Origin of the sequence: Chitinophaga sp. 22308 (assembly GCF_052045305.1) — a bacterium.
Taxonomy (GTDB): domain Bacteria; phylum Bacteroidota; class Bacteroidia; order Chitinophagales; family Chitinophagaceae; genus Chitinophaga; species Chitinophaga varians_A.
This window is the reverse complement of the sequence record NZ_JBQEOP010000001.1, coordinates 1532010-1553642: the sequence shown is the minus strand read 5'-3', so window position 1 is coordinate 1553642 and position 21633 is coordinate 1532010. Positions and strand designations below refer to the sequence as shown.

Annotated in this window: 21 protein-coding genes and 1 riboswitch; of the genes, 9 read left to right on the top strand and 12 right to left on the bottom strand. The window is 51.0% G+C overall.

What is annotated here, in order from left to right; translation table 11 throughout:
* The first annotated feature begins 4 nt into the window (after window positions 1-4).
* On the top strand, window positions 5-625 hold the full coding sequence (locus tag ACTJJS_RS06545) for a hypothetical protein (RefSeq protein ID WP_440662939.1): 621 nt from the start codon (window positions 5-7) through the stop codon (window positions 623-625).
* On the opposite strand, the gene ACTJJS_RS06540 is transcribed toward ACTJJS_RS06545, so the two are convergent.
* Window positions 622-1446, bottom strand: coding sequence for a sigma-70 family RNA polymerase sigma factor (locus ACTJJS_RS06540; RefSeq protein ID WP_440662938.1), 825 nt, complete (start codon window positions 1444-1446; stop codon window positions 622-624). The genes ACTJJS_RS06545 and ACTJJS_RS06540 overlap by 4 nt on opposite strands.
* Complete coding sequence (locus ACTJJS_RS06535) at window positions 1447-1836, bottom strand: winged helix-turn-helix transcriptional regulator (protein ID WP_168868764.1); 390 nt, start codon at window positions 1834-1836, stop codon at window positions 1447-1449.
* An 84-nt stretch (window positions 1837-1920) separates the two neighbouring features.
* On the opposite strand from ACTJJS_RS06535, the gene ACTJJS_RS06530 reads away from it, so the two are divergent.
* Window positions 1921-3342 (top strand): MFS transporter, encoded by a 1422-nt coding sequence (locus tag ACTJJS_RS06530; protein WP_440662937.1) that lies wholly within the window; start codon window positions 1921-1923, stop codon window positions 3340-3342.
* Between the two features lie 3 nt (window positions 3343-3345).
* On the opposite strand, the gene mgtA is transcribed toward ACTJJS_RS06530, so the two are convergent.
* Genes mgtA through ACTJJS_RS06510 form a run of 4 tightly spaced genes read right to left on the bottom strand, consistent with a single transcriptional unit; the run spans window position 3346 to window position 8076 of the window.
* Complete coding sequence (gene mgtA, locus ACTJJS_RS06525; protein WP_440662936.1) at window positions 3346-5922, bottom strand: magnesium-translocating P-type ATPase; 2577 nt, start codon at window positions 5920-5922, stop codon at window positions 3346-3348.
* Between the two features lie 56 nt (window positions 5923-5978).
* Window positions 5979-6815 carry a universal stress protein gene (locus tag ACTJJS_RS06520; RefSeq protein ID WP_440662935.1) on the bottom strand — a complete coding sequence of 279 codons (837 nt, stop codon included), beginning with the start codon at window positions 6813-6815 and terminating at the stop codon, window positions 5979-5981.
* Between the two features lie 20 nt (window positions 6816-6835).
* Complete coding sequence (locus tag ACTJJS_RS06515) at window positions 6836-7669, bottom strand: universal stress protein (RefSeq protein ID WP_168868767.1); 834 nt, start codon at window positions 7667-7669, stop codon at window positions 6836-6838.
* Window positions 7670-7680: 11 nt separating this feature from the next.
* The gene (locus ACTJJS_RS06510; RefSeq protein WP_168868768.1) at window positions 7681-8076 is read right to left on the bottom strand and encodes a hypothetical protein; all 396 of its coding nucleotides are present in this window, start codon (window positions 8074-8076) and stop codon (window positions 7681-7683) included.
* 161 nt (window positions 8077-8237) lie between these two features.
* On the opposite strand from ACTJJS_RS06510, the gene ACTJJS_RS06505 reads away from it, so the two are divergent.
* Both ACTJJS_RS06505 and ACTJJS_RS06500 read left to right on the top strand, forming a co-directional pair.
* Complete coding sequence (locus ACTJJS_RS06505; protein WP_440662934.1) at window positions 8238-9830, top strand: ATP-binding protein; 1593 nt, start codon at window positions 8238-8240, stop codon at window positions 9828-9830.
* Window positions 9831-9834: 4 nt separating this feature from the next.
* Window positions 9835-10893: a response regulator gene (locus ACTJJS_RS06500; RefSeq protein WP_440662933.1), complete on the top strand. Its 1059-nt coding sequence runs from the start codon at window positions 9835-9837 to the stop codon at window positions 10891-10893.
* Here the strand turns inward: ACTJJS_RS06500 and ACTJJS_RS06495 are convergent.
* Complete coding sequence (locus ACTJJS_RS06495) at window positions 10890-11267, bottom strand: hypothetical protein (protein WP_440662932.1); 378 nt, start codon at window positions 11265-11267, stop codon at window positions 10890-10892. The genes ACTJJS_RS06500 and ACTJJS_RS06495 overlap by 4 nt on opposite strands.
* A gap of 159 nt (window positions 11268-11426) precedes the next feature.
* Between ACTJJS_RS06495 and ACTJJS_RS06490 the strand changes: the two genes are divergently transcribed.
* Window positions 11427-12230, top strand: coding sequence for a hypothetical protein (locus ACTJJS_RS06490; RefSeq protein ID WP_440662931.1), 804 nt, complete (start codon window positions 11427-11429; stop codon window positions 12228-12230).
* Here ACTJJS_RS06490 and ACTJJS_RS06485 read toward each other — a convergent pair.
* On the bottom strand, window positions 12214-12867 hold the full coding sequence (locus ACTJJS_RS06485) for a hypothetical protein (RefSeq protein ID WP_440662930.1): 654 nt from the start codon (window positions 12865-12867) through the stop codon (window positions 12214-12216). The genes ACTJJS_RS06490 and ACTJJS_RS06485 overlap by 17 nt on opposite strands.
* A 122-nt stretch (window positions 12868-12989) precedes the next feature.
* Here ACTJJS_RS06485 and ACTJJS_RS06480 point away from each other — a divergent pair, with 122 nt between their 5' ends.
* Window positions 12990-14126, top strand: a complete 1137-nt coding sequence (locus tag ACTJJS_RS06480) for a glycoside hydrolase family 172 protein (RefSeq protein ID WP_440662929.1) — start codon at window positions 12990-12992, stop codon at window positions 14124-14126.
* 5 nt (window positions 14127-14131) lie between these two features.
* Here the strand turns inward: ACTJJS_RS06480 and ACTJJS_RS06475 are convergent, their stop codons facing one another.
* Window positions 14132-15238 carry an ABC transporter permease gene (locus tag ACTJJS_RS06475; protein WP_440662928.1) on the bottom strand — a complete coding sequence of 369 codons (1107 nt, stop codon included), beginning with the start codon at window positions 15236-15238 and terminating at the stop codon, window positions 14132-14134.
* A 97-nt stretch (window positions 15239-15335) separates the two neighbouring features.
* On the opposite strand from ACTJJS_RS06475, the gene ACTJJS_RS06470 reads away from it, so the two are divergent.
* The gene (locus ACTJJS_RS06470) at window positions 15336-16409 is read left to right on the top strand and encodes an AAA family ATPase (RefSeq protein ID WP_440662927.1); all 1074 of its coding nucleotides are present in this window, start codon (window positions 15336-15338) and stop codon (window positions 16407-16409) included.
* On the opposite strand, the gene ACTJJS_RS06465 is transcribed toward ACTJJS_RS06470, so the two are convergent.
* Complete coding sequence (locus tag ACTJJS_RS06465) at window positions 16375-17109, bottom strand: LuxR C-terminal-related transcriptional regulator (protein WP_440662926.1); 735 nt, start codon at window positions 17107-17109, stop codon at window positions 16375-16377. The two genes, ACTJJS_RS06470 and ACTJJS_RS06465, sit on opposite strands and share 35 nt — an antisense overlap.
* Before the next feature lie 595 nt (window positions 17110-17704).
* Between ACTJJS_RS06465 and ACTJJS_RS06460 the strand changes: the two genes are divergently transcribed.
* Both ACTJJS_RS06460 and ACTJJS_RS06455 read left to right on the top strand, forming a co-directional pair.
* On the top strand, window positions 17705-18268 hold the full coding sequence (locus ACTJJS_RS06460) for a hypothetical protein (RefSeq protein WP_440662925.1): 564 nt from the start codon (window positions 17705-17707) through the stop codon (window positions 18266-18268).
* A 42-nt stretch (window positions 18269-18310) separates the two neighbouring features.
* A complete protein-coding gene (locus ACTJJS_RS06455) occupies window positions 18311-18766 on the top strand; it encodes an NUDIX domain-containing protein (protein ID WP_440662924.1) in 456 nt (151 codons plus the stop codon).
* 119 nt (window positions 18767-18885) lie between these two features.
* Here ACTJJS_RS06455 and ACTJJS_RS06450 read toward each other — a convergent pair whose 3' ends face one another.
* Both ACTJJS_RS06450 and ACTJJS_RS06445 read right to left on the bottom strand, forming a co-directional pair.
* The gene (locus tag ACTJJS_RS06450; protein WP_440662923.1) at window positions 18886-19815 is read right to left on the bottom strand and encodes a hypothetical protein; all 930 of its coding nucleotides are present in this window, start codon (window positions 19813-19815) and stop codon (window positions 18886-18888) included.
* A 38-nt stretch (window positions 19816-19853) separates the two neighbouring features.
* Complete coding sequence (locus ACTJJS_RS06445) at window positions 19854-21005, bottom strand: DUF5074 domain-containing protein (RefSeq protein WP_440662922.1); 1152 nt, start codon at window positions 21003-21005, stop codon at window positions 19854-19856.
* A 250-nt stretch (window positions 21006-21255) separates the two neighbouring features.
* A riboswitch (cobalamin riboswitch) is annotated at window positions 21256-21473 on the bottom strand.
* Between the last annotated feature and the right edge of the window lie 160 nt (window positions 21474-21633).

The window sequence follows — 21633 nt, the reverse complement described above, 5'->3', positions numbered from 1 at the left end:
TTTTATGACTAAAAGCACAGTTACAGTTTACACCAAAGCAGGACATTACTGGTCAGGCCTTACCCTGGCCGTATTCATCAGTTTTCATCTTTTTAACCAGCTGGCATCTCTTGTGGGAGAGCATGCGCATATCGCTGTAATGCGGGCTTTCCGCAGCGTATACCGGCATCCGGCAGTGGAGGCATTGTTGCTGGCGGCGGTGGCCTTTCAGGTGATCACCGGCCTCCTGTTGATTTTTACGCGGCGACGAAGCACCCGGGCAGAGAAAATACAGGTTTATTCAGGGTTGTACCTTTCTTTCTTTTTGCTGTTTCATGTAGGTGCGGTATTGTATGGCCGCACACTGGAGCTGGACACTAATTTCTATTTCGCGGCAGCGGGGCTGAACATTCATCCGGCCACTTTCTTTTTTATACCGTATTACTTTTTTGCGGTATCCGCTATTTCGCTGCACGTGGCCGCCATACACTATATCAAAACCGGTTCCCTGCGCTGGTCACGGGCCATTGCCGTTACCGGGCTGCTGGCGGCAGCACTGATCATTACCGGCTTTACCAATGGTTTCCGGTGGCGGCACATGCCACCGGCCAATGAGCAGTTTATCCGGCAGTCTTTTGGTGGTTAACGGAGCTTATCGGGGTTACGCACAAAATAAACGGCCTGCACGCCTTCTTCGTCCACAGACACGAGTATGACGGTATCCACGGCACCGGCGGCATCGTAGCAGATGAGGCCCGGCTCGCCGTTGATGGTGGCCATGCTGTAGGTGAGCTTTTCGTTTTGTTTGGCGTATATCCCCAGGAGGAAAGCTGCAGCAGTGGCACGGCCTGTCAGCGGCACCTGCGCAGCTGTGGCTTTTCCGCCACCGTCTGAATAGATGGTAATATCTTCTTTCAGGTATGTCATGAGCCTGGCAGTGTCTCCGCTGCTGCATGCCTCCAGGAATGCGTGGAACAGGGCTGTGCGTTGTTCGTCCGCGGGCGCGTAACGCCGTCGGCCCGCTGCAATCCTTTCTTTGGCACGGTGAAACAGCTGCCGGCAGTGGTCCTGCTCCAACGTAAGGATGGCTGCTATTTCGCCATAGTCATAACTCAGTGTTTCCCGCAGGATAAATACGGCCCGCTCCAGCGGGTTCAGTGTCTGCAATAAAATCAGCAAGGCAAACGATATATCCCGGTCATGGATATACGAAAAACGTTCCTGGAATAAAGGTGAAGGCAGATCGATGCCCGGGTAAACGGTCTTCTTACGGGCTTCCAGCAGGGAGAGGCAGCGATGCATCACTGCCTTGACGAGGTAATTTTCCGGGTTCGCAATAGATGTCGCGTCCTGCCGGGAATACGCCAGGAATACGTCCTGCAGGATATCTTCTGCGTCCATGGCGTTTTTTGTCATCTTATAAGCAACAGCGAACAGGGTGGGCTTATACTGGTCGAATGCCGTCATCTAACAATTTTTAGGCCCCTGTAAAGCATGGTATTCATCGCCCCAGTCGCACAGCGCCTGAATAGTGGGCACCAGTTTTATACCGATGGCGGTGAGTTTATATTCCACGCGCGGTGGTGTTTCAGCGTATACCTTCCTTTCGATAATACCGTCGCGTTCCAGTTCACGCAGCTGCATCGTCAGCGTGGCATGGGTGATGTCTTTCATTTTGTTGCGCAGCTCACCGAAGCGCAGGGGGCATCCCTTGCGGATGGCGTTAAGCAGCAGCAGCTTCCACTTTCCACCGATCACCTTCATGGCTTTTGTCATGGCACAGTTATTTTCTTCTTCCCATATGCCTTTCTCCGACTGTGTATCTAACTGACTATCATCAATAGTATTTTTTTTCATACCAGGTATTATTCTTTAAACTACTTGTTACAGTTCACTGTCCGCCTCAACTTTGGCAGCAATAAAGTTAACAAATTGGACATTATGAACAGACTACAATTGAAATGGCTATCGCTCCTGATCGTATCTACCTCGGTATTTCTGGCTGTCATTGATATCTTTATTGTGAACGTAGCGTTGCCTTCTATCCGTCAGGGCGTGCAGGGCAGTGAATCCGATATGCAGCTGATCATTGCGCTGTACCTGCTGGGATATGCCGCGTTCCTGATCACGGGCGGGAGGCTGGGCGACCACTATGGCAGGAAAAGGGTTTTTATCGTGTCTATGCTGGTGTTTACGTTCAGCTCCCTGTTGTGCGGCATGGCACAGACGGCATGGCAGCTGAATGCGGCCCGGTTCATCCAGGGTACCAGCGCCGCCTTTATGATACCTCAGGGCATCAGTTACATACATATTCTGTTTCCCGAACACAAAGAACGCATTAAAGCGCTGGGCGTTTACGGCAGTATTGCCGGCGCCGCCTCCGTGATCGGCCAGTTCCTCGGCGGCTTGTTACCGGACGTGCATTGGATGGTGGAAGGCTGGCGGTTGTTGTTCCTGATCAATCTGCCACTGGGACTGGCAGCAGCGGCATTGGCGGGCCGTTATCTTCAAGATACGGCGCAGCACCGGGAAGGCCGTTTTGATATCAGCGGCGTGGCATTGCTCACCGTAGCGCTGTTTGCCCTGGTATATCCGTTGATCCGTGGCCGTGAGTTAGGATGGCCGTTGTGGAGCATTTTGTCGCTCGCCGGGGCAGTGGCCGTACTGCTGCTTTTCGGTTATGACCAGCAGCGTAAGCTGGCAGCGCAGCAAAACCCGCTGATCAACATCCGGTTGTTTTCCTATAAGGATTTTAACATCGGGCTGTGTGCCGTATTGTTTTATTTTATGGTACAGGATTCCTATTTCCTGATCAATGCCATCTTCATGCAAACCGGATTGGGATACAGCTCCTCTGAAACGGGCATCCTCTTTGTGTTTCAGGGCGTAGGCTACGTAGTGGCGTCACTGTTATCCATCCCTTTGGTGAAACGTTATGGTAAAAGGGTGTTACAGGGCGGTGTGCTGATCATGATCGTGTCCCTGCTGATGCACCTGTTTTTTTTCCGCGCGGCGGCCATGCCAAAAGCCGTGCTGCTGGCCACCCTTTTCTTTTATGGCACCGGTTGCGGCTCCGTATTGCCTTCCCTGCTGACCATGGCGCTGAAAAGCATCCCGGTACATTTTGCCGGTGCGGCTTCCGGTACTTTTTCCACTTTCCAGCAAACAGCCGTGGCATTGGGGATTGGTGTTACCGGCGGTATATTTTTCAGTCTGTTGGGAGATGCCCCTTCTCCTGCTGTTTATATGAACGCCTACCAGGTAGCCACCGCCGTCAATATCGGGTTTCTCGTCCTGGTAAGCATCTTCCTGTACATCCTGCCCGAAGGGCAGCAGACTATAACGGAAATGGCTATACATTAATAATCAGGCGGGCCCGGGTTTCTTTTCATACCAGCGGTAAAACCAGTTCTTTACCAATTGCGTCAGCGCTACATAAGCCACCAGTATCAGCGCCAGCCAGCCCCAGTAGACTGCCGGCAGCGGCACAAAACCAAACGTTGCTGCCAGCGGGGACACCGTGAGCCAGGCGCCCACCAGCACAATAGCTATAGAGGTAAGCGTGAGCGGCCAGCTGGCCCTGCTCTGGATAAAAGGGATACGGTTGGTACGGATCACGTGAATAATCAGTGTCTGTGTAAACAGGGATTCGACAAACCAGCCGGTATGAAAAAGCGCGGGATTGTGCCAGGCGTTGAAACCGTAAAGCAGCAGGAAAAATGTCACATAATCGAAGATGGAGCTGATAGGTCCTATCACCAGGATAAAGCGCCGCAACTCCCCTACCGTCCACTTACGGGGCTTCACCAGCCAGCCGGCATCTACATTATCAGTCGGAATGGCTGTTTGTGAAAAATCGTACAGCAGGTTATTGATTAGTACCTGTATGGGCAACATCGGCAGGAATGGCAGGAAAGCGCTGGCGCCCACTACGCTGAACATATTGCCGAAGTTGGAACTGGCCGCCATGCGGATGTATTTGACGATATTGCCAAAAACACGGCGGCCTTCAGCCACTCCCTGCTCCAGTATCAGCAAACTGTTTTCCAGCAGGATGATATCTGAAGCTTCCTTGGCAATGTCCACGGCGGTATTCACGGATATGCCCACGTCAGCGGCCTTCAGCGCCGGCGCATCATTAATACCGTCGCCCATAAAACCGGTCACATGGCCGTTCTGCTGGATGGCTTTGATGATACGCAGTTTATGCAGGGGCGCCAGCCGCGCAAATACATGATAGTTCAACACATCAGCCGCCAGCTGTTCGTCCGTCATCTTTTCTATCTGCGGACCGGTCAAAATACGGTCGGCATTCACGCCTACTTTCCGGCAGATGTAAGTCGTAATTGTCTCATTGTCCCCTGTCAGAATCCTCACATCCACTTTCAGGGTGGCCAGCTTTTTCAGCGCTTCAGAAGCTGTCGCCTTGGGCGGGTCGAGGAAAGCGAGATAACCGGACAGGACGAGGCCTGTTTCATCCTTTGTACTATATACCGGTTCATCGGGCGCATCGGGCATCCATTTGTACGCCAGCGCCACCACCCGGAAGCCTTGTGCGTTCAGGGCAGACACCCGTTCGGTGCAATGTTGCCGTTGCTCCGTCGCAATGGCGGTTATCTGGCCGTTGACCTCCATCTGCGTACACTGTTCCATCACTCCTTCCACCGCGCCTTTACAGATGAGTATATTCTTCCCTTCCTTATTTTCCAGTACCACGGACATGCGTTTACGCACAAAATCGAACGGGATTTCATCTATTTTATGAAATGACTCCCGGATCTGTAAGGCGGCCGCCAACTCTTCATGGTCCAGGATCGCTTCGTCCATAAGGTTTTTGAGGCCGGTATGATGATAACTGTTCAGGTAAGCGTAGTCCAGCACCTTCTGGTCGGTATCGCCTTCCGGATTGAGGTATTGTTCCAGCACGATGCGGCCTTCCGTCAGCGTGCCGGTTTTATCGGTGCAGAGAATATCCATGGCACCGAAGTTCTGGATGGCATTGAGCTTTTTTACGATCACTTTTTTGCGGGACATGGCCATGGCGCCTTTAGAGAGGTTCACTGTCACGATCATCGGCAACATTTCAGGCGTAAGCCCTACCGCCACTGACAACGCAAACAAAAATGCTTCCAGCCAGTTATGCCGGCTCAGGCCATTGATGATGAATACGGCGGGCACCATCACTATCATGAAACGGATCATTAGCCAGGTGAAACTGTTGATGCCTTTATCGAAACTGGTCACTACCTGCTGGCTGTTGATATGCGCCGCCAAGGCTCCAAAATCGGTATCTTCCCCGGTATGCACTACCAGCGCTGTAGCAGAACCGCTTTCCACGTTTGTGCCGAGGTAACAGTTGTTGTTACTGAAGGCCGTATCGCCCGCTATAGTTCCCGGGACCGCCGTTTTTTCCACCGGCAGGGATTCACCGGTGAGCACCGCCTGGTTGAGGAAAAGGTCTTTGGCATTCAGCAGCCTTACATCTGCCGGTATCATGTCTCCGGCACCGAGGCGGACGATATCGCCCGGCACCAGCATTTTCAGCGGCACTTCCTGGTCTGTTCCGTTGCGGCATACCGTTGCGTGCGTGCTCACCAGCGCCTTAAGTTTTTCAGCGGCTTTGTCTGCCCGCATCTCCTGAACATAACGGATAGCCACGCCTAATATCACCATCAAAAAGATGACAATAGCAGAACGGACATCGGCGGTCAGCAGGGAAATAAGTCCCAGTATGGTCAACAGGACCACCAGCGGGTTTTGCAGGCTTCGCCACAGCCGCCGCCAGGGCGATAGTGGTTTTTCTTCCTTTACTTCATTCAATCCAAACCTGTTCCGCCGCCGTTCCGCCTCTTCTTCCGATAACCCTTCAGGCAAAAATCCGATCGCCTTTTTTATGTCGTCCAGTGGAAGCTCCATCAGGCCTCCGGTCTTATGGTTGCTCATCAGGTAATGATTGCAATAATAACAGCGGATACCGCTCGTCTGTTCTGTTATAGTAGCTAGGGATGTGTAATAAAAATGGGAATGTTCACTGTGCGCAACACATTTTCAGCATCGCTGCGGTGAAAAAAGCGGGACACGCCGCTGCGGCCATAGGCGCCATAGGTAACAATACAATCGTTCCGGCGGATCAGGTAGGCCAGAAAAGCAGTGGCCGGATCACCGGTCAGCACTTCCGTTGTCACCTGGTCATAGTGCAGGGACAAATAGTTAATGATTTTCTCTTCATGAGGGATGTGATGATGTCCCTTTTCTTCCACATACAGCAGTTTAACCGGGATGTTGCTGCATTCCGGGAACAGCGTTGTAAACGTCCGGATAGCATAGGTAGAAGAAAAAGTGCCGTTATAGGAAAATACAATCTCCCTGATGACAGACAATTCACCGGGCATCACCATCACCGGGCATTCCGCACCGGCCAGTGTTTCTGTTACAAAGCGGGTGGGGACCGTGTCGGGCAAACTGCCAAAGGAGGTGTCCGCACTGAGCAGCAACAGGTCTGCAAACCGGCTTTCCTTTACGATTTCCTGTACCGGGTACCCGTTGGTTTCCACAATCCTGAGACCGATAGCGCCTTCCGCGCAGGCGTCTTCCAGCTTGCGGATATTGGTAGTACGCTGCCATTCCAGGGCGGCCCTGCCTTCAGCGGTGATCTGAGCGTAATTGATCGCATAACATTCAGGGTACATGCTGGTCATAGGAACCATTTCCGCGGAGAAATTATCCAGGCATATGATCGTCAGCCGCGCGTCCTGTTCCCGGGCAAAAAAGCGGAAGGTGGCCAGCTGGGACGGTGAAAAATGCAGGGCATCTACCGCAGCAATCATCTTTTTCATGGTGATAACTTTTTATAATGTTAATGGTGGGCGACGAAAACAGGCTGGCTGACCAGCTTCACGACCGGCTTCATGGGATTGGGCACGAACAGGTTGGACAGCTGGTTCCTTCCGAATGCGCCCATGACGATCATCACTTTTTCTTTCATAAATAGATGTTCCAGCAACCGTGCCTGCACATTATCATCTTCCAATACCAGCAGGGAGCTGTCGGGGTAGTGCATATGCAACCATTCTTCCAGTTTTTCCGTGTCTCCTTTTACAGGTTGACCTTTGGGCGTGACACTGAGCACGGTGGCCTTATGCCCGAACAATTGCGGCAGCAGGTAGGTGAATTGTTTGATGGCATACATAGCAGCAGGGCTGCCGTTGTAGGTAAATATAATCTCATCTATTCCGTCGAAATTTTCCGGCGCGATGATCACCGGGCATTCAGACTGTTCCAGGATTTCTTTCACAAATGCGGAGGGCGCCGATTCAGGACGCCAGGAGAAAGAGGTGGACGCGTCCACCACCAGGAGGTCAGCGTACCTGCTTTCCTTCAGTACCGCTTTAACAGGAATACCTGTATGCTGATGAATGGAGCAGTTTACCCCGCTGTTTTCACAGTGACGCTGAAAACGTTTGATGTTTTCGTCGCGGTACAGTTCTTTCTGCTGCTCGATGCGGGCGCCCGGCACAGGCGCAATCACACCTTTTTCACGGATATCTTCCACAGAGCGCAGCTCCATGGCCTGGTTTTCCAGGAATACGCCGGTCAGCCGTGAATGGGTAAGGTTGCCCAGGTAGCAGGCAAAGTCAAGACAACTTTTGCTCATGCAAACGGCATCTGTTACAAATAATATCTTTTCCATAAACAAGTGTATTATTCGTTTTCAGGTTCTTCCGGCATGTGGAAAGCAGTAGCTTCCTCCGCATCTCCGGCATTTAATTCTTCCAATGTAAGATGGCCGGTAGTAGTGGTTTGCAACCAAAGCCCGCCGGCTTTATGAAATATGTGTCCATGCAGGCCGAAGAGGCATCTAAGGTCATGTTCCACCGCCAGTGCCGTGCGGTAATGGCTGATATCCAGCCAGCCGAAGCTGTGTAGTATCCTGATTTTTTCGATCGGGGTATTGGAGGCGAACTTATCTTTCATATCACAGCATTCTCCCGGTAAGGCTGATTTACGGAAAAACTCCAGTTTCAGCCGGGGATACAGTTGGTGAAACCGCTCCTGTATATCGGAAATAATGGCCTCTTCACTAATATAGATCTGCATAACCATAGCTTTAAATGCTGATACAATATTACGCCGCCACCGTTCCTTCTGAAATGAGATCAGTCAGGAGGGAGGATGATAGTGGTCATATACTTTGCCACCACCGCATAAATCCTTAACTTTCCGGCAATTCACCTGGTTTCTTCATAAGACACATGGCCATGAACCTACATGTCAGCGATTTGGACATCGATTTGCAGCTCAGCATTTTTGCCGCCGTTATGGAGCGCACCCCCGGCCTGGTGGCCGTCAGGGAAATAGCCTCCGGACGGTTGAAATACATCAATGATACTGGTATCCGGATGTTGGGCACCGAAGATTTCCCTTCGCTGGAACTGTTAATGGAACAAAACAAACTGGGCACCGGCAAAGCCGTACAAGGCGCAGCTTTTTCCTCCGAAGAGCCGCTGTTGCAGGAAATACAGTGGAAAAACATGCAAGGCGAAACCTATACCAGCCTTTATGAAGAAATGGTGCTCAAACACAAAAAAGAACAGTACTGTTTCTTCAGAATCACTGACAGCCAGTCAGACCGCCGCTATAAACTGCAGCTCAGCAAGGAATTACAGCGGTTTGGCGCTTTGTTCAACTACGCCAGTATCGGCATTATTGTGGCCAACCAGGACGGCGATATCACACTGATCAATGACTTCGCCCTCTCCCAGTTCGATTACCGCCGGGAAGAACTGACAGGGCAGAAAGTAGAGAAACTCATCCCGCGGCGCCTGCACGACAAACATATTGGCCACCGTGACAGATACAACGCCTCCCCGCAAAGCAGACCGATGGGCATCGGGCTGGACCTTTTCGCCGTCCGCCGCGATGGCTCCGAGTTCCCGGTGGAAATAAGCCTGAGTCACTATTCCAACGAAGAAGGACATTTTGTGATCGCCTATATCAGCAACATCACGGAAAGAAAAAAAGCGGAAGAACGCATCGAAAGACTCAATAATGAGCTGGAAAGCATGGTAGAGGAACGCACCCAGCAACTGGTGAAAGCACTGGCCGACCTGGAAGCGTCCAAAGAAGACCTGACTATCGCGCTCAGCAAGGAAAAGGAACTGGGCGACCTCAAATCGCGCTTTGTGTCTATGGCCTCTCATGAATTCCGTACGCCGCTGAGCACCATCCTGTCGTCCGCCTTCCTGGTAAAACATTATGCCGCTGAAAGCGAACAGCCGGTACGCAACAAACACATTCAGCGCATCGTGAACGCCGTCAGTTTTCTGACAGACACGCTCAATGATTTCCTCTCTGTCGGTAAAATCGAAGAAGGCAAATTGCAGGCACGTTATTCCATGTTCCAGATCAAAGACTATTTCCAGACCATCATACAGGAAATGCAGGGCATCATCAAGGAAAAACAAAACATTCAATATGAACATACCGGCGAAGACGTTTGCTGGCTGGATACCTCGCTGCTCCGGCATATTGCGATGAACCTGCTCGGCAACGCCATTAAATTCTCCGCTGCCGACAGTACCATAGAGCTATTTACCCGCATGGAAGACAACCTGTTCACCCTGATGGTCAAGGATTATGGCATCGGTATGTCGCAGGACGACCAGCAACATCTCTATGAGCGTTTTTACCGGGGCACCAACGTAAGCAACATACAGGGCACCGGCCTTGGACTGCACATCGTACAGAAATACAGTGAGCTGATGAACGGCGCCATCTCCTGTGCCAGCGAGCTGGGCAAAGGCACCGTATTCACCATCACCTTCCCTGCTGATCCTATAAATATTCCGTAAGCATATGAAAACGATCTTATTAATAGAAGACAACGAAGAATTAAGGGAGAACACGTCAGATATCCTGGCTATTGCCGGTTATCACGTACTGACCGCAGAGAATGGCATGACAGGCTTTGAGAAACTGCTGGAACATAAGCCCGACCTCGTTATCTGTGATATTATGATGCCTGTGCTGGACGGCTTTGGCGTACTACACCTCATGCAGCAGCATGAAGCCGTTAAAGATACGCCGTTCATCTTCCTTACCGCCAAAACCGAGCGGGCCGATTTCCGCAAAGGCATGGGCATGGGCGCAGACGACTATCTGACCAAACCCTTCAGTGGCACAGAATTGTGGGAAACCGTGGAAAACAGGCTTCGGAAGGCCGCCATCCGTCAAAAAGAATTCCCGCCCAACCTGGAAGGTATGAACCAGCTGATGCTGGAGGCTACCGGAAAAGGCTCGATGGCAGCACTGGCCGAAGGCCGCAACATCGACAAATACCGCAAAAAACAAGTGATCTATACGGAAGGCAACCACCCTACCCGCCTCTTCTACGTACAGAAAGGAAAGGTAAAAACCTGCAAGAGCAACGACCAGGGCAAAGAACTGGTACTGGATATCTATACAGAAGGTGATTTCCTCGGTTATAATGCTTTGCTGGAAGGCTCGCTGTATAAAGACACAGCAGTGGCCATGGAAGAAAGTGAGATCGCCGTTATCCCGGCCAGCGATTTTCAGGAGTTGTTGAACAACAACCATGAAGTGGCTTCCCAACTTATTAAAATGCTGGCTAAAAATATCAGCGACAAAGAACAGCAGCTGTTGGGACTGGCATATAACTCCCTGCGTAAAAAAGTGGCGGAGGCATTGTTGAACCTGCTCAAAAAATATAATCCGCCCAAAGGCACGCCCCTGGTGATCAATATCAGCCGGGAGAATCTGGCCAACATTGCTGGTACCGCCACCGAGTCACTGATCCGCACGCTGAGCGATTTCCGGGATGAACAACTGATCGAAATAAAAGAAGGGGCCGTGGTGATCTTGAATGAAAAAAAACTGGCCGGCATCCTCGCTTAAACCAACGGGAAAGCCTGCCTCACATAATGGCTGAAGTCAGTATTCAGCATATCAAAATGCTGTTGCACCATGGTAAACCGCCTTTCCATCATCAGTTCCGAGATGGTGGCTTCTTTGAGGCCCGCCGGGGTATGCACCAATGCCAGCTTGCCCTGCTGTTCACTGATTTCATGCCGCAGCAGGGCAATCTGCTCGTCCATTTTCAGAAACCGGCTCTGGAAATACTCCAGCCGGCCCAACTCCCTGTGGTCAAAATCTGTCGATAAAATCCGGGCCAGCTTCAGCTTAAAATGAATATTCTCATCTTCCAGGACCTTTAGCAGGTATTTACGTGAATCATGCTGTGTCCGCAGCTCCTCCAACTTGTCCTTCATCGTCCGTTGTTTATAGTAATCCGGCACAAATTAGAACAGCAGCATCTCCTGATTTATGACTGGAATCAGCCCCCTCAATGATATCCGTCATTGCCTTCGGCCCACAGGCATACGACCTTTGATACAGGTTATTTTTCAGTGTATTATAAATGATGCCAGATGAAAAAGATACTGTTGGCCATCGATGATGGTCATTTCCCTGAAGGGGCATTCCGGTTTGCCCGGACAATCAACGAAATGGAAGCTATCACTTTATGCGGGGTCTTTTTACCGGAACTTGATTTCTCGGAAGATATCAATTATACGTCGGTGTTCATCCCACTGACTGAAAATTATGCAGCCAGTTCCATCCAGCAAAGCCTGCAGACCTTCCAGGACTTGTGCGATCAATATAATATCCATCATATCGAGCATCATGATATGAAGGAGGATGCGTTGAAAGTGCTGCGGAAAGAATCTCTTTTTGCTGACCTGCTGCTGCTCAGCAGTGAAAAATTTTATGCCGATTTGTTATATGGCCCTGGTGGTTTCCTGGGCAGCGCCCTGCACCAGTCGGCATGCCCGCTGATAGCAGTACCTGAAAATGCCGCCTTTCCGGAAAGCGTGATCCTTACCTACGACGGCAGCGCCTCTTCCGTGTTTGCCATTAAGAGTTTTGCAGCGCTGTTCCCAAAATTGTGCGAGCTGAAAACCATGTTACTGTATGGCAATGCCCACGATGCCCCGCTTCCGGATGCATCGGGCATACAGGAACTGGTGCAGCAGCATTTTCCCAATGTGACCACAACAGCCATTAATACCATCCCGGAAAAATATTTCAGCACCTGGCTGAGTGATATCCCCAACCCTATCGTAGTGAGTGGTGCCTACGGCCGTTCCCTGTTATCGAGAATATTCCGGCGCAGCTTTGTGGAAGATACGCTGCGCGCACATCAGGTGCCGGTGTTTATCGCGCACCGTTGACAGCGTATTTGTTTCCTTTCAGGGCATTGACCATCCTATCAAATGCGGTGGTATGAGTGGCCGGGATAACGGCCGATTGCCTGATCATAAACAGGCGGGTAGTAACATAACCAGCGGAGGGGCTGCCACCATGGCTTTGAGAGAGTACGACCGCCTGCCCGTCAGCCGGTTTGCCGGTCCAGATGTATACACTGTCTTTCCCGTCCGTATATCGGTCAACGTTAGTACCCAGTAGTACCGTCAGTTGCTTCACTATCGCTGCGTTACGCGGACTGGCGGCAAGGTTCGTTTCCTCCATTTCCACACCTGCTTTACTGGTACGGGCTTCATCATCATACAAAAAAGAAATGCTTTTGCCCCAGCCGTTGGGCGAACGCAACGTATCATGTGCATCTCCCGTAAACAGCAAGTCTCCATAACGGAAATCACGCACCTTGTCAATCATTTTACTGGGCAGTGATGTAAACGGCTCACGGCTGACCACATGGTCCCTGTAGTTCATATAACTGTTCACATCCATGGTCCAGTAATGCTGATAAAGGTCTGTTTTTATATTACAGGCAGTGGTCATCACCAACAGTAACCACAGCATGCTGTGTAAAGCAATACGGTACATACGGTCGTTCAGTTTCGTCATGTTAACGGCAAGGCGGCAAAGGTATTGCATACCATCCATAAAAAAATCCGGGCAGTGCTTGCATACTAAAACGTTTAACCTTACTTTTAATCAGACTGCTGCAAAATCCTAAATTCCACGACATGAAAAAATTCTTCTTTCTGCTGGCTGCAGCCTGTATACAGCTGTCGGCCTACGCCCAACAACCCTTCAACGGCCTGGACATGAACATGGGCAATCTCTCCCGCCTGTCAGATGCCAAAACACGGTCCATCAGCCCGGAGAACTTCACCGGTGAAGCCGGCAAAGGCGGCATGGCCACCCTGGAGCAGGGCAATGCACGTCATGCTGCCCGGGAACTGGGACAAGGCTGGAAGGTAAATCCCTATATCTTCATAGAGCCCGGCAAAACCGTTACGCTGGCTGAAATCAACGGTCCCGGCGCCATCCAGCACATCTGGATGACACCCACCGGCAACTGGCGCTATTCCATTCTCCGCTTCTATTGGGACGATGAAACCACCCCTTCCGTGGAAGTGCCGGTAGGTGACTTTTTTGGCATGGGATGGGGCGAATACGCCCATCTCAATTCCCTCGCGGTATGTGTCAATCCAGGCAGCGCTTTCAACTGCTACTGGTCCATGCCCTTCCGCAAAAAATGCCGGATCACCATGGAAAATATCAATACCGAAAAAATGACGCTGTATTACCAGATCGACTATACGCTGACCACCGTTCCTGAAGATGCCGGCTATTTCCATGCACAGTTCCGGCGCAGCAATCCGGTAAAAGACGCCAGCTACACCCTGGTAGACGGCATCCGTGGCAAAGGGCAGTATGTAGGAACTTATCTTGCCTGGGGCGTGAACAACAACGGCTGGTGGGGAGAAGGGGAGATCAAGTTCTTTATGGACGGCGACGGCAAATATCCCACCATCTGCGGTACCGGCACAGAAGACTATTTCTGCGGCTCCTACAATTTTGACCTCAAAGGGAAGTACCAGGAGTTCTCAACGCCCTATGCCGGGCTGCCACAGGTCATCCGTCCGGACGGACTGTATAAATCGCAGCAACGTTTCGGGTTGTACCGCTGGCATATCATGGACCCCATCCGTTTTGAAAAAGAAATGAAGGTGACCATACAGGACCTTGGCTGGCGCAGCGGCGGCCGTTACCTGCCACAACAGTCTGATATCAGCAGCGTGGTGTTCTGGTATCAGCGGGAGCCACATGCGCCGTTTCCAAAACTACCGTCGATGAATGAGCTGGAAGTCAATTAACAGCTTTATTCCCATTTAAACATCTTCACAGACAGCACCGCAATAATAGCGGCCCATACGGTCAGTCCGCCCAGTTGCACCGGCACCTGCCAGATATGAGCGCCTTCAAAGGCGATCTTCCGAAGGCCGTCCACGAAGAAAGTAAGCGGCAGGTATTCGCAGAAAGTGCGCAGCCATACGGGATAGTTCTCTACCGGGAAAAAGAGGCCGCACAACAATATCTGCGGCACCGTGATGGTATTGGCCACCGGCGCAATAGAACTTTCGTTGCGGATAACGCCGCTGATCATAAAGCCGATGCCGGTGAAGATCACCAGGCCGAATACAGAGAGCAGCAACATTTCCAGGAAAGTAAGGATACCGTTGACCAGGGTGAAATCGAATGCGAAGTAACCCAGCGCCGTGATGATGATAAAACAGATGATCTGGAACACCAGGCGGCTCATCATTTCACCAAACAGCAGTGAAGCGCGGCTAACGGGCGTCACAAAAATACGCTTCAGCACCAGCGTATGCCGCAGGCTGAACAACAGGAAAGCAGAGCCGAACACGCCTGCCATCAGCAAAGAAAAGCCCAGCTGGCCGGGAAGGATAAAATCGATCTGCCGGTATACACGGCCGGGAATAGTGACCACGTCCAGCTTTGCAGCCACCGGTTGCCCTTGTAGCACCTGTTGGTTGATACGGCCGGTCACCTCCTGCAACGCCGCCTGTACCAGCGGTCTTTTATCGGCTACCGCACCGGAGCTGAGCAAGGTAAGGCCATACTGCGGCACCGGGGTGGTCATCACCGGTGAAGGTATGCGGATGATGCCGGCTATCCGTCCCTTTTTCAGGGCGTTGAGCTGTGCCAGCGAATCTGTTTCTTTTGACAGGCTGAAGATGCTGATATCTTTTACAGCCCGGTATACCGGGCTGCTGGTATCACTGCCGGGAGCGATGGCCACAGGGATTTTCACCGCTGTGTTATCAACCATTGCACCGAACACCGTCACAAAAATGATGGGAAACAATAGGGCGAATACAACCGAAGTAGGGCTACGCAGGGTAGCAATCAGGCTGGCGCGGGCCATCACCAGACCGGCCCTGAGCTGACTATATTTTTTTGCCATAGGGAACCAAAGCTACAGTATTCTTTCAAAGATTCATTTTCCCGGAACATATTATATTTGCCCTTCCAATGCGGTCCCCTAATACCCAAGGCTACTCATGAAAAAAGTGATCACCGGCAAAGACATCGTGCGCCAACTCAAAGCAGACCTGATCGGCAAGGACTCCTACCGCGGAGTTACGCTGACTTATACCTGGCTGGCCAATCAGTTTGGCCATTTCTCCCTCGGCTTCATCCCTACTTTTGTAGGTTATCTTATCCTGAAGCGGCATTTCAGCGAACAACGGGCATCCCTGTACGCTGCACTGGCCGTAAGCCTCTTCTGGCTGACGTTCGAAATTTTTAATTTCCTCGGGCCCCTGCTGTCCCGCAAATCCAGAAGCACCTATATCTTCCAGCCGGCATGGGGCAATATCGCTTTCGACACCATCACCGACCTGATATATTTCTGGTGCGGCGCATTAATGGCTTCTATCCTTTGCGCCTATACGACAACGGCGCTCGTTGCCCTGTTGATACTGACTGTACTGGTGCTCTACCCGGCTTACTACTGGTATCTCACCAAAATGTACCTGCAGGCGCCCTCCTATCCTTTCCAGTTCAGGCTGAGCCAGTGGAGCACAGAACATATTCCCGATGAAGACATCGCGCTGGTGCGCCGTTTCCTCGACAACGAAGAGCAAGGCATGCACCTGTTCCTCTTCGGCCCTAAACGCAGCGGTAAAACGAGCCTGAGCGTGGCCATCGCCACGGAGCTGTCCATCCGCCACCAGTCTGCGGTATATACCTCAGCCATGAAACTGTACTGCATGTTCTTTGAACATGACGATGACAGCGCGGCCAACGTATTATGGACCTGGCGCAAAGCTTCCATTCTTGTCATTGATGATATTAATCCGGGAGACCCTATCAAGGAAGATATTATTACGCCTGAAAGATTCCTCAGCTTTGTCGATACCTTCTCCACCAACGATATTAACCGCACGGTGCTCCGTCAGACCAATGTGATCTGGGTTTTGGGAGATGATGATGCTTCCAGGAAACTGTCGGAGAGATGGCAGGATATGCTGACAGGTATCGGCGTGGAGAAAGAGAAACTGCTGTCTCTCAATCTCCAGTTATATAGCCAGGCGCCTGTTAAGGCAGAATATGATTTGCGTATGCAAAGCTGATCAGATGGGTGAGGCTCTTCACCTCAAAGCGCTTGTACATCGGGATGATCCTTTTTTCAATGGCCGACTGTGACACCCCAAACCGCGCGGCGATCTCTTTAAAGGAAAACCCTTCCGCCACCAGCGACAAGGCTTCTTTTTCCTTTTCCGAAATAGCGTAGTGCCGGAACAGTTGTTTATTGAGGTCTTCCTCGAAAGTCGATTTTTCCGGGCCATAGGCCGCGTAGCGCATTACATTGCCCAGCTGTATGCTTTCATTCTTCTGGGAATGGCCGATGATGGCCGTTACCCTTCCTTCTTCGGAAGCAAATACCCCCACTTTGGTGATCAGTGGCACATGCGTGCCGTCTTTATGGATCTTTTTCAGCTCAATGGTAAAACTATATTGTTCGAGGTCCTTTGTTTTGTTGTGCAGGAACATCAGCGCCTTATCGTTCAGCTCATTGGAAAAGGGAGCATACTCCGGCGCCGTAATGTTAACGAATGTCATCATGGTCATTTCATCATCCCGGTATCCGAGCAGCGGTTCCCAGCCATCGGCGTATAACATACGGTTTTCTTTGAACGAATAGATATATACCGCTTCATCCGGAAACCGCCGGATGATCGTCTTAAAATGCTGTGCTTCCGGGCTGTTCAGGTCAGCCGGTACGTCTGTAATAAATGTTTTGGAATAATGCCCCAACTTATCCGGATCCATTCGTTTTTTGTCATAAATGTAAAAATAATATCACAACCTGCGTAATTACGCAGTTGACTGATTATGAACGTACTGGTAATTTTGCGTCCGTAAACCATACGAAATGGATCTGCAGGAAAAACCGCTGAAGAGGCCTTTTGTCCAGCGAATTCACCCGGTTAATGGTCCGGCAAGGAGGCAAGAACCGGAGACCTTGACCAGGAGTGGTTACAGCCCAAAAGTTGAGATAAAGGAATGTGTTAAAAACCGAGGAAAAGTTTGTTAGAAAAAGCCCCATCCTCATTGATGCAATGTCCCCCGGGGATACAGCTACGGCGCATGGACCGGATTATCCAGGTCCATGCCTGTACTGGCCCTGCCTGTTGACCCTCAAAAGATATTGATTTTGTGTTAAGATTGTCATGAATTTTTTTGACTGTTGAATTACCCCCCGAATTGTTAATCCTACTCGCTTCATTAATGGAGCAACCTGGCGAGGCAATAACCTCGCCATTTTATTTTTCGCCAGCTTATCATGATACCCGCCATGAATAAAAAAAAGATATGAGTATATTTGTTATACCCGATTGTAACACCCAAAGAATATCCAGCAAAAATGAAGATCATTATTTTCGGAGCTTCCGGTGCCGGCACCAGCACCCTGGCCAAAGCTTTTGCCAGAGAAAACGGCTACCTGCATCTCGAAGCGGACAACTATTACTGGCTCAAAACCGAACGGCCATACGAATCCAGGCGCGACCCGGCAGAAAGGAACAAACTGTTCCTCGAAGACCTTAACAGTCATCATAAAGTGGTGGTGGCAGGCTCTATTTTCAAATGGGACCCGGCCATGGCCGGACTGTTTGACCTGGCCGTTTTCCTGTGGCTGCCCCCTGAAATCAGGATGCAGCGGCTTATACTGCGGGAAAAACAACGCTATGGCTCCCTGTTGGACTCCGATCCCTGGCTCAAAAAACACAACGCCGAATTCATTGCCTGGGCATCCCGGTACGACGAGCCCGGTTTCCCCAGCAGAAGCCTCACCCTCCACAAAGAATGGATCGCGCAACTGAAAATACCGGTACTGGAAATCAACGGCGACTTCCCACTGGCAGAAAGACTGCAGCGGATGCAGGAGAAAATCGCCGGCATCAAATATCACGAGACTTCCCGACAGTAAGGCCTCCATCGACGACCTTCCATTCATGCATACCACCATGATATGAAACAAAGTGCAGGCATCCTGCTCTACCGAAAGCACAAAGGCATAACAAACTACTTCCTGGTACATCCCGGCGGCCCCTTCTTTGCCAAAAAAGACGCCGGATGGTGGAGCATACCCAAAGGAGAAATAGCACCGGGAGAAGCCCCATTGCAGGCAGCTATCCGTGAGTTTGAAGAAGAAACCGGCTACCGGCCGGGAGGAACATTTATCCCCCTGCAACCTATCACCCAGAAAGGAGGCAAACAAGTGCTCTGCTGGGCCACCGAAGGCGACCTGGACCACCAGGCCATCGTGAGCAATTTATTCGAGATAGAATGGCCGCCGCATTCCGGCAAAAAGAAACAGTTCCCGGAAATTGACAAAGCCGGCTGGTTTGACGCCGATACAGCTAAAAAAATGATCAATCCGCAACAAGCGGCATTCATCGATGAATTATTAAGGTCCCAGGGCTGAAGCCCTGGGCTACGTTTAGATAAAAGCGGTGATTTTACCGCTGCGATAAAAGCGAAGGTTTTATCGTTGTGATAAAAGCGAAGGTTTTACCGTTTATGACAAAAGCGGAGGTTTGTTTTTTACAGGTGAAGGTCCCGCGCTCCTCTCACTTCGGTGGAGATCTCCCCTAACATGGCGCCAGCATTGCAGTTCTGGCCGGTATACACTTTCACAAAATCAATGGCGTTGAGCGTTACCGGTTGACCGCTCGCATTGACTGCATTGGCAATATCCACGGTGTTGTATCCCAAAGTGGGATACTCACTGGAATAGCTGTCGGTGTATCCCCATGCAAAAGCAAGATTGGTGAGTATTCCTCCCGATACCAGCGTATTCACCAGTCTCGTGCCCGTAAAGGTAACAGAGTCCTGGTTGGGCGCCGTGGCCGGATAGTAGTTGTTGGCGGAATGAAAGGCATTTGCCTGCACATATCCGCTGTTGCCCAGGTTATCGGTCCAGTTTACATTTGTTCCGGCAGCATGCGGATTGTAATAGGTGATCCGGTAATTTTTGACAGTACCGGACGCATTGTATTCGCTGCCGGCCAGTTCATACCAGGGATCATCAGGAATACCGTTGGCATTAACGTCCTGGCTTACCATCACAATCCCCGGCTCAGACCATTGATAGGCAGGGCCGGACGGATTGCCATATATGCCAAGGTCTGCCCCGGTCCCGTTCACTACGGAATGGTCAAACCCAAAAACAATGTAGCCACCATAGCCGCCCAGCGATACCATGTTAGTGGTGCTGCCCACCAATGCCTGCGCAGCAGTGGCAGAACCCAGGCCAGACTCATTGATGTACTGACCCGGCGCCGGCATGTACGCATATACGGTACTGATAAACGGGCTACTGGTCAGCGTGGCCTGCCTGACAGCCACATTGCTGACGATACCGGCACGTGCTGTTTCAGGGCTGTTCAGCGTGCCGGTTAAAGCCTCTTTACGGCAGGAAGACGAGAAAAAAAGGGTGGCCAGTGCGATAGCTGGCAAATAGGAAATCTTCATATTATCTATTTAAGGTTGGAGGGAAAGAAGGAACATGATCAATAAAATACTGGCAGGGCCGGGAAATAATAACCTGTATACCGCACTGTTTCTTTCAACGCGGCGGTATTGGCGTCATACATCAACCAACGGTTATCGTTGCTGGCGCCAAACTGGTCTGTGAGCGTGATCACCAGCAGCTCGTTGCGCGTGGCGTTATAGCGTACGGCAGAACCGTAGAAATATTGACCGGAAGGCACTGTCAGGAAAGGCGCTGACAGCGACGCGGGATTACCCGGAACATAACGGTACAACTGGGTGCCGCCATATTCGATGTTGCCGCCAATACCGGCAGTGGACTGACGGGCAGCAATAAACACGGATGATCCGTCAGATGTCAGGGAACCGGAGCGCCAGGACAGATAAGCCCATGGATTCGTAGTGGCAAAAGGCAGTTTCACGCGGGACACCGCCAACGAAGCCGGGTTAATGGCCACCAGTGAATCTTTACCGGCTACCCAGACAGTGCCGTCATTGGTCCGGGCAAAGCCTGCGTCGCCGATACCAAATTTTTTCGCGATGCTGTAGTCGGATACGTTCAGTGCCACTACCCCATCGTCTTTGGTCATCACAAACACATAGTTGCCAGCCAGCAGCATATCGCCCGCAGGGCCGCTAATGCCTGCTACTTTGGCGCCCAGCGATGGTCCGGAGAGACTGATGCGATAAACACCGTCCACCGCGCTCAGCAGCCCTCTGCTGGCATCTACGCCTACGAAGGCATAACCTTCGCTTTGAGGCAGGTTGGCAATCCTGCCGGTTTCCACCAGGGAATTGGCATCAGTGGCCACCAGCGGGCCTCCCACTTTTGCGACCATATACACCTTGCCATTGTAGATAGTGGCAAACTGCAGAGTGGAAGTAGTAGGGCCCAGGTTTTTACCGGGGTTCTCCGCTTTGTAGATGTCTTTCGCTACTTTGTTGCTGTCATAGCTATAGTACCACAGATCACCATTGTTGACACCGTACTGCCCTTCATGTACCATCAGGAAGCCGTTTTGATATTTGCCGAGGAGGGTTGCACCGGTATGCACCGCATTGGCGTTTTCTTTGGTTATCAGTCCTAACCCGGAATCGGTGTTTTCTTTTTTACAGGCGGCAAACAGGATTAACAGCGAGGCCGCCAGGGCCAAACACTTGATTGATTTCATAGTTTACAAATTGTGGTTATGCTAAATAAAAAATGAGCATCATAGGGCATCCGGTCGTTCATAGGAGGCAAGGGTTATCCATTTTGTTTTTCACTCAAAAACAATTTGCTACAATAGCTGCTTTTCACAGCCTGAAAAAATAGTACAGGTTTTCTTTCCCGTACCCGCACGCAGGTGAAACAAAAAAAAACAAATACGCGAATATAAAGCCGGCAGGCCTACATTCTACAGCCTTTCACCCGAAAGCGACGAATGGTGATCACAGCTGGCAGGTCTTCTGGCTCTCCTGCTTTTCCGGAAACCTTCCCATCCGCAATCGCAGACAGTGGTATGGAGCAAACTCCGGAAAAACATTGCCGGTTATAAGCCGGCAGGCAGGATTACAGCTACGGGGATAGCTCCGGTTTTACACCGGATTCCCTTTTAATGTTCTGCATGAACAGAACAACCAGTTGCCTTACAAACGTACGTTAACTTCCGCTTATATCCAATAAAATAAAGCGCAAAAAATGAAGTGGCTGAAAACCACGCTGGATCCGCGGCCCGTGGCAGGTTCCCGGATTCTCGTCTTTACCCGCCACTGAATTAGTCAAGCTTCAAAAACCCTGCAATATTTTAGGGAATAACT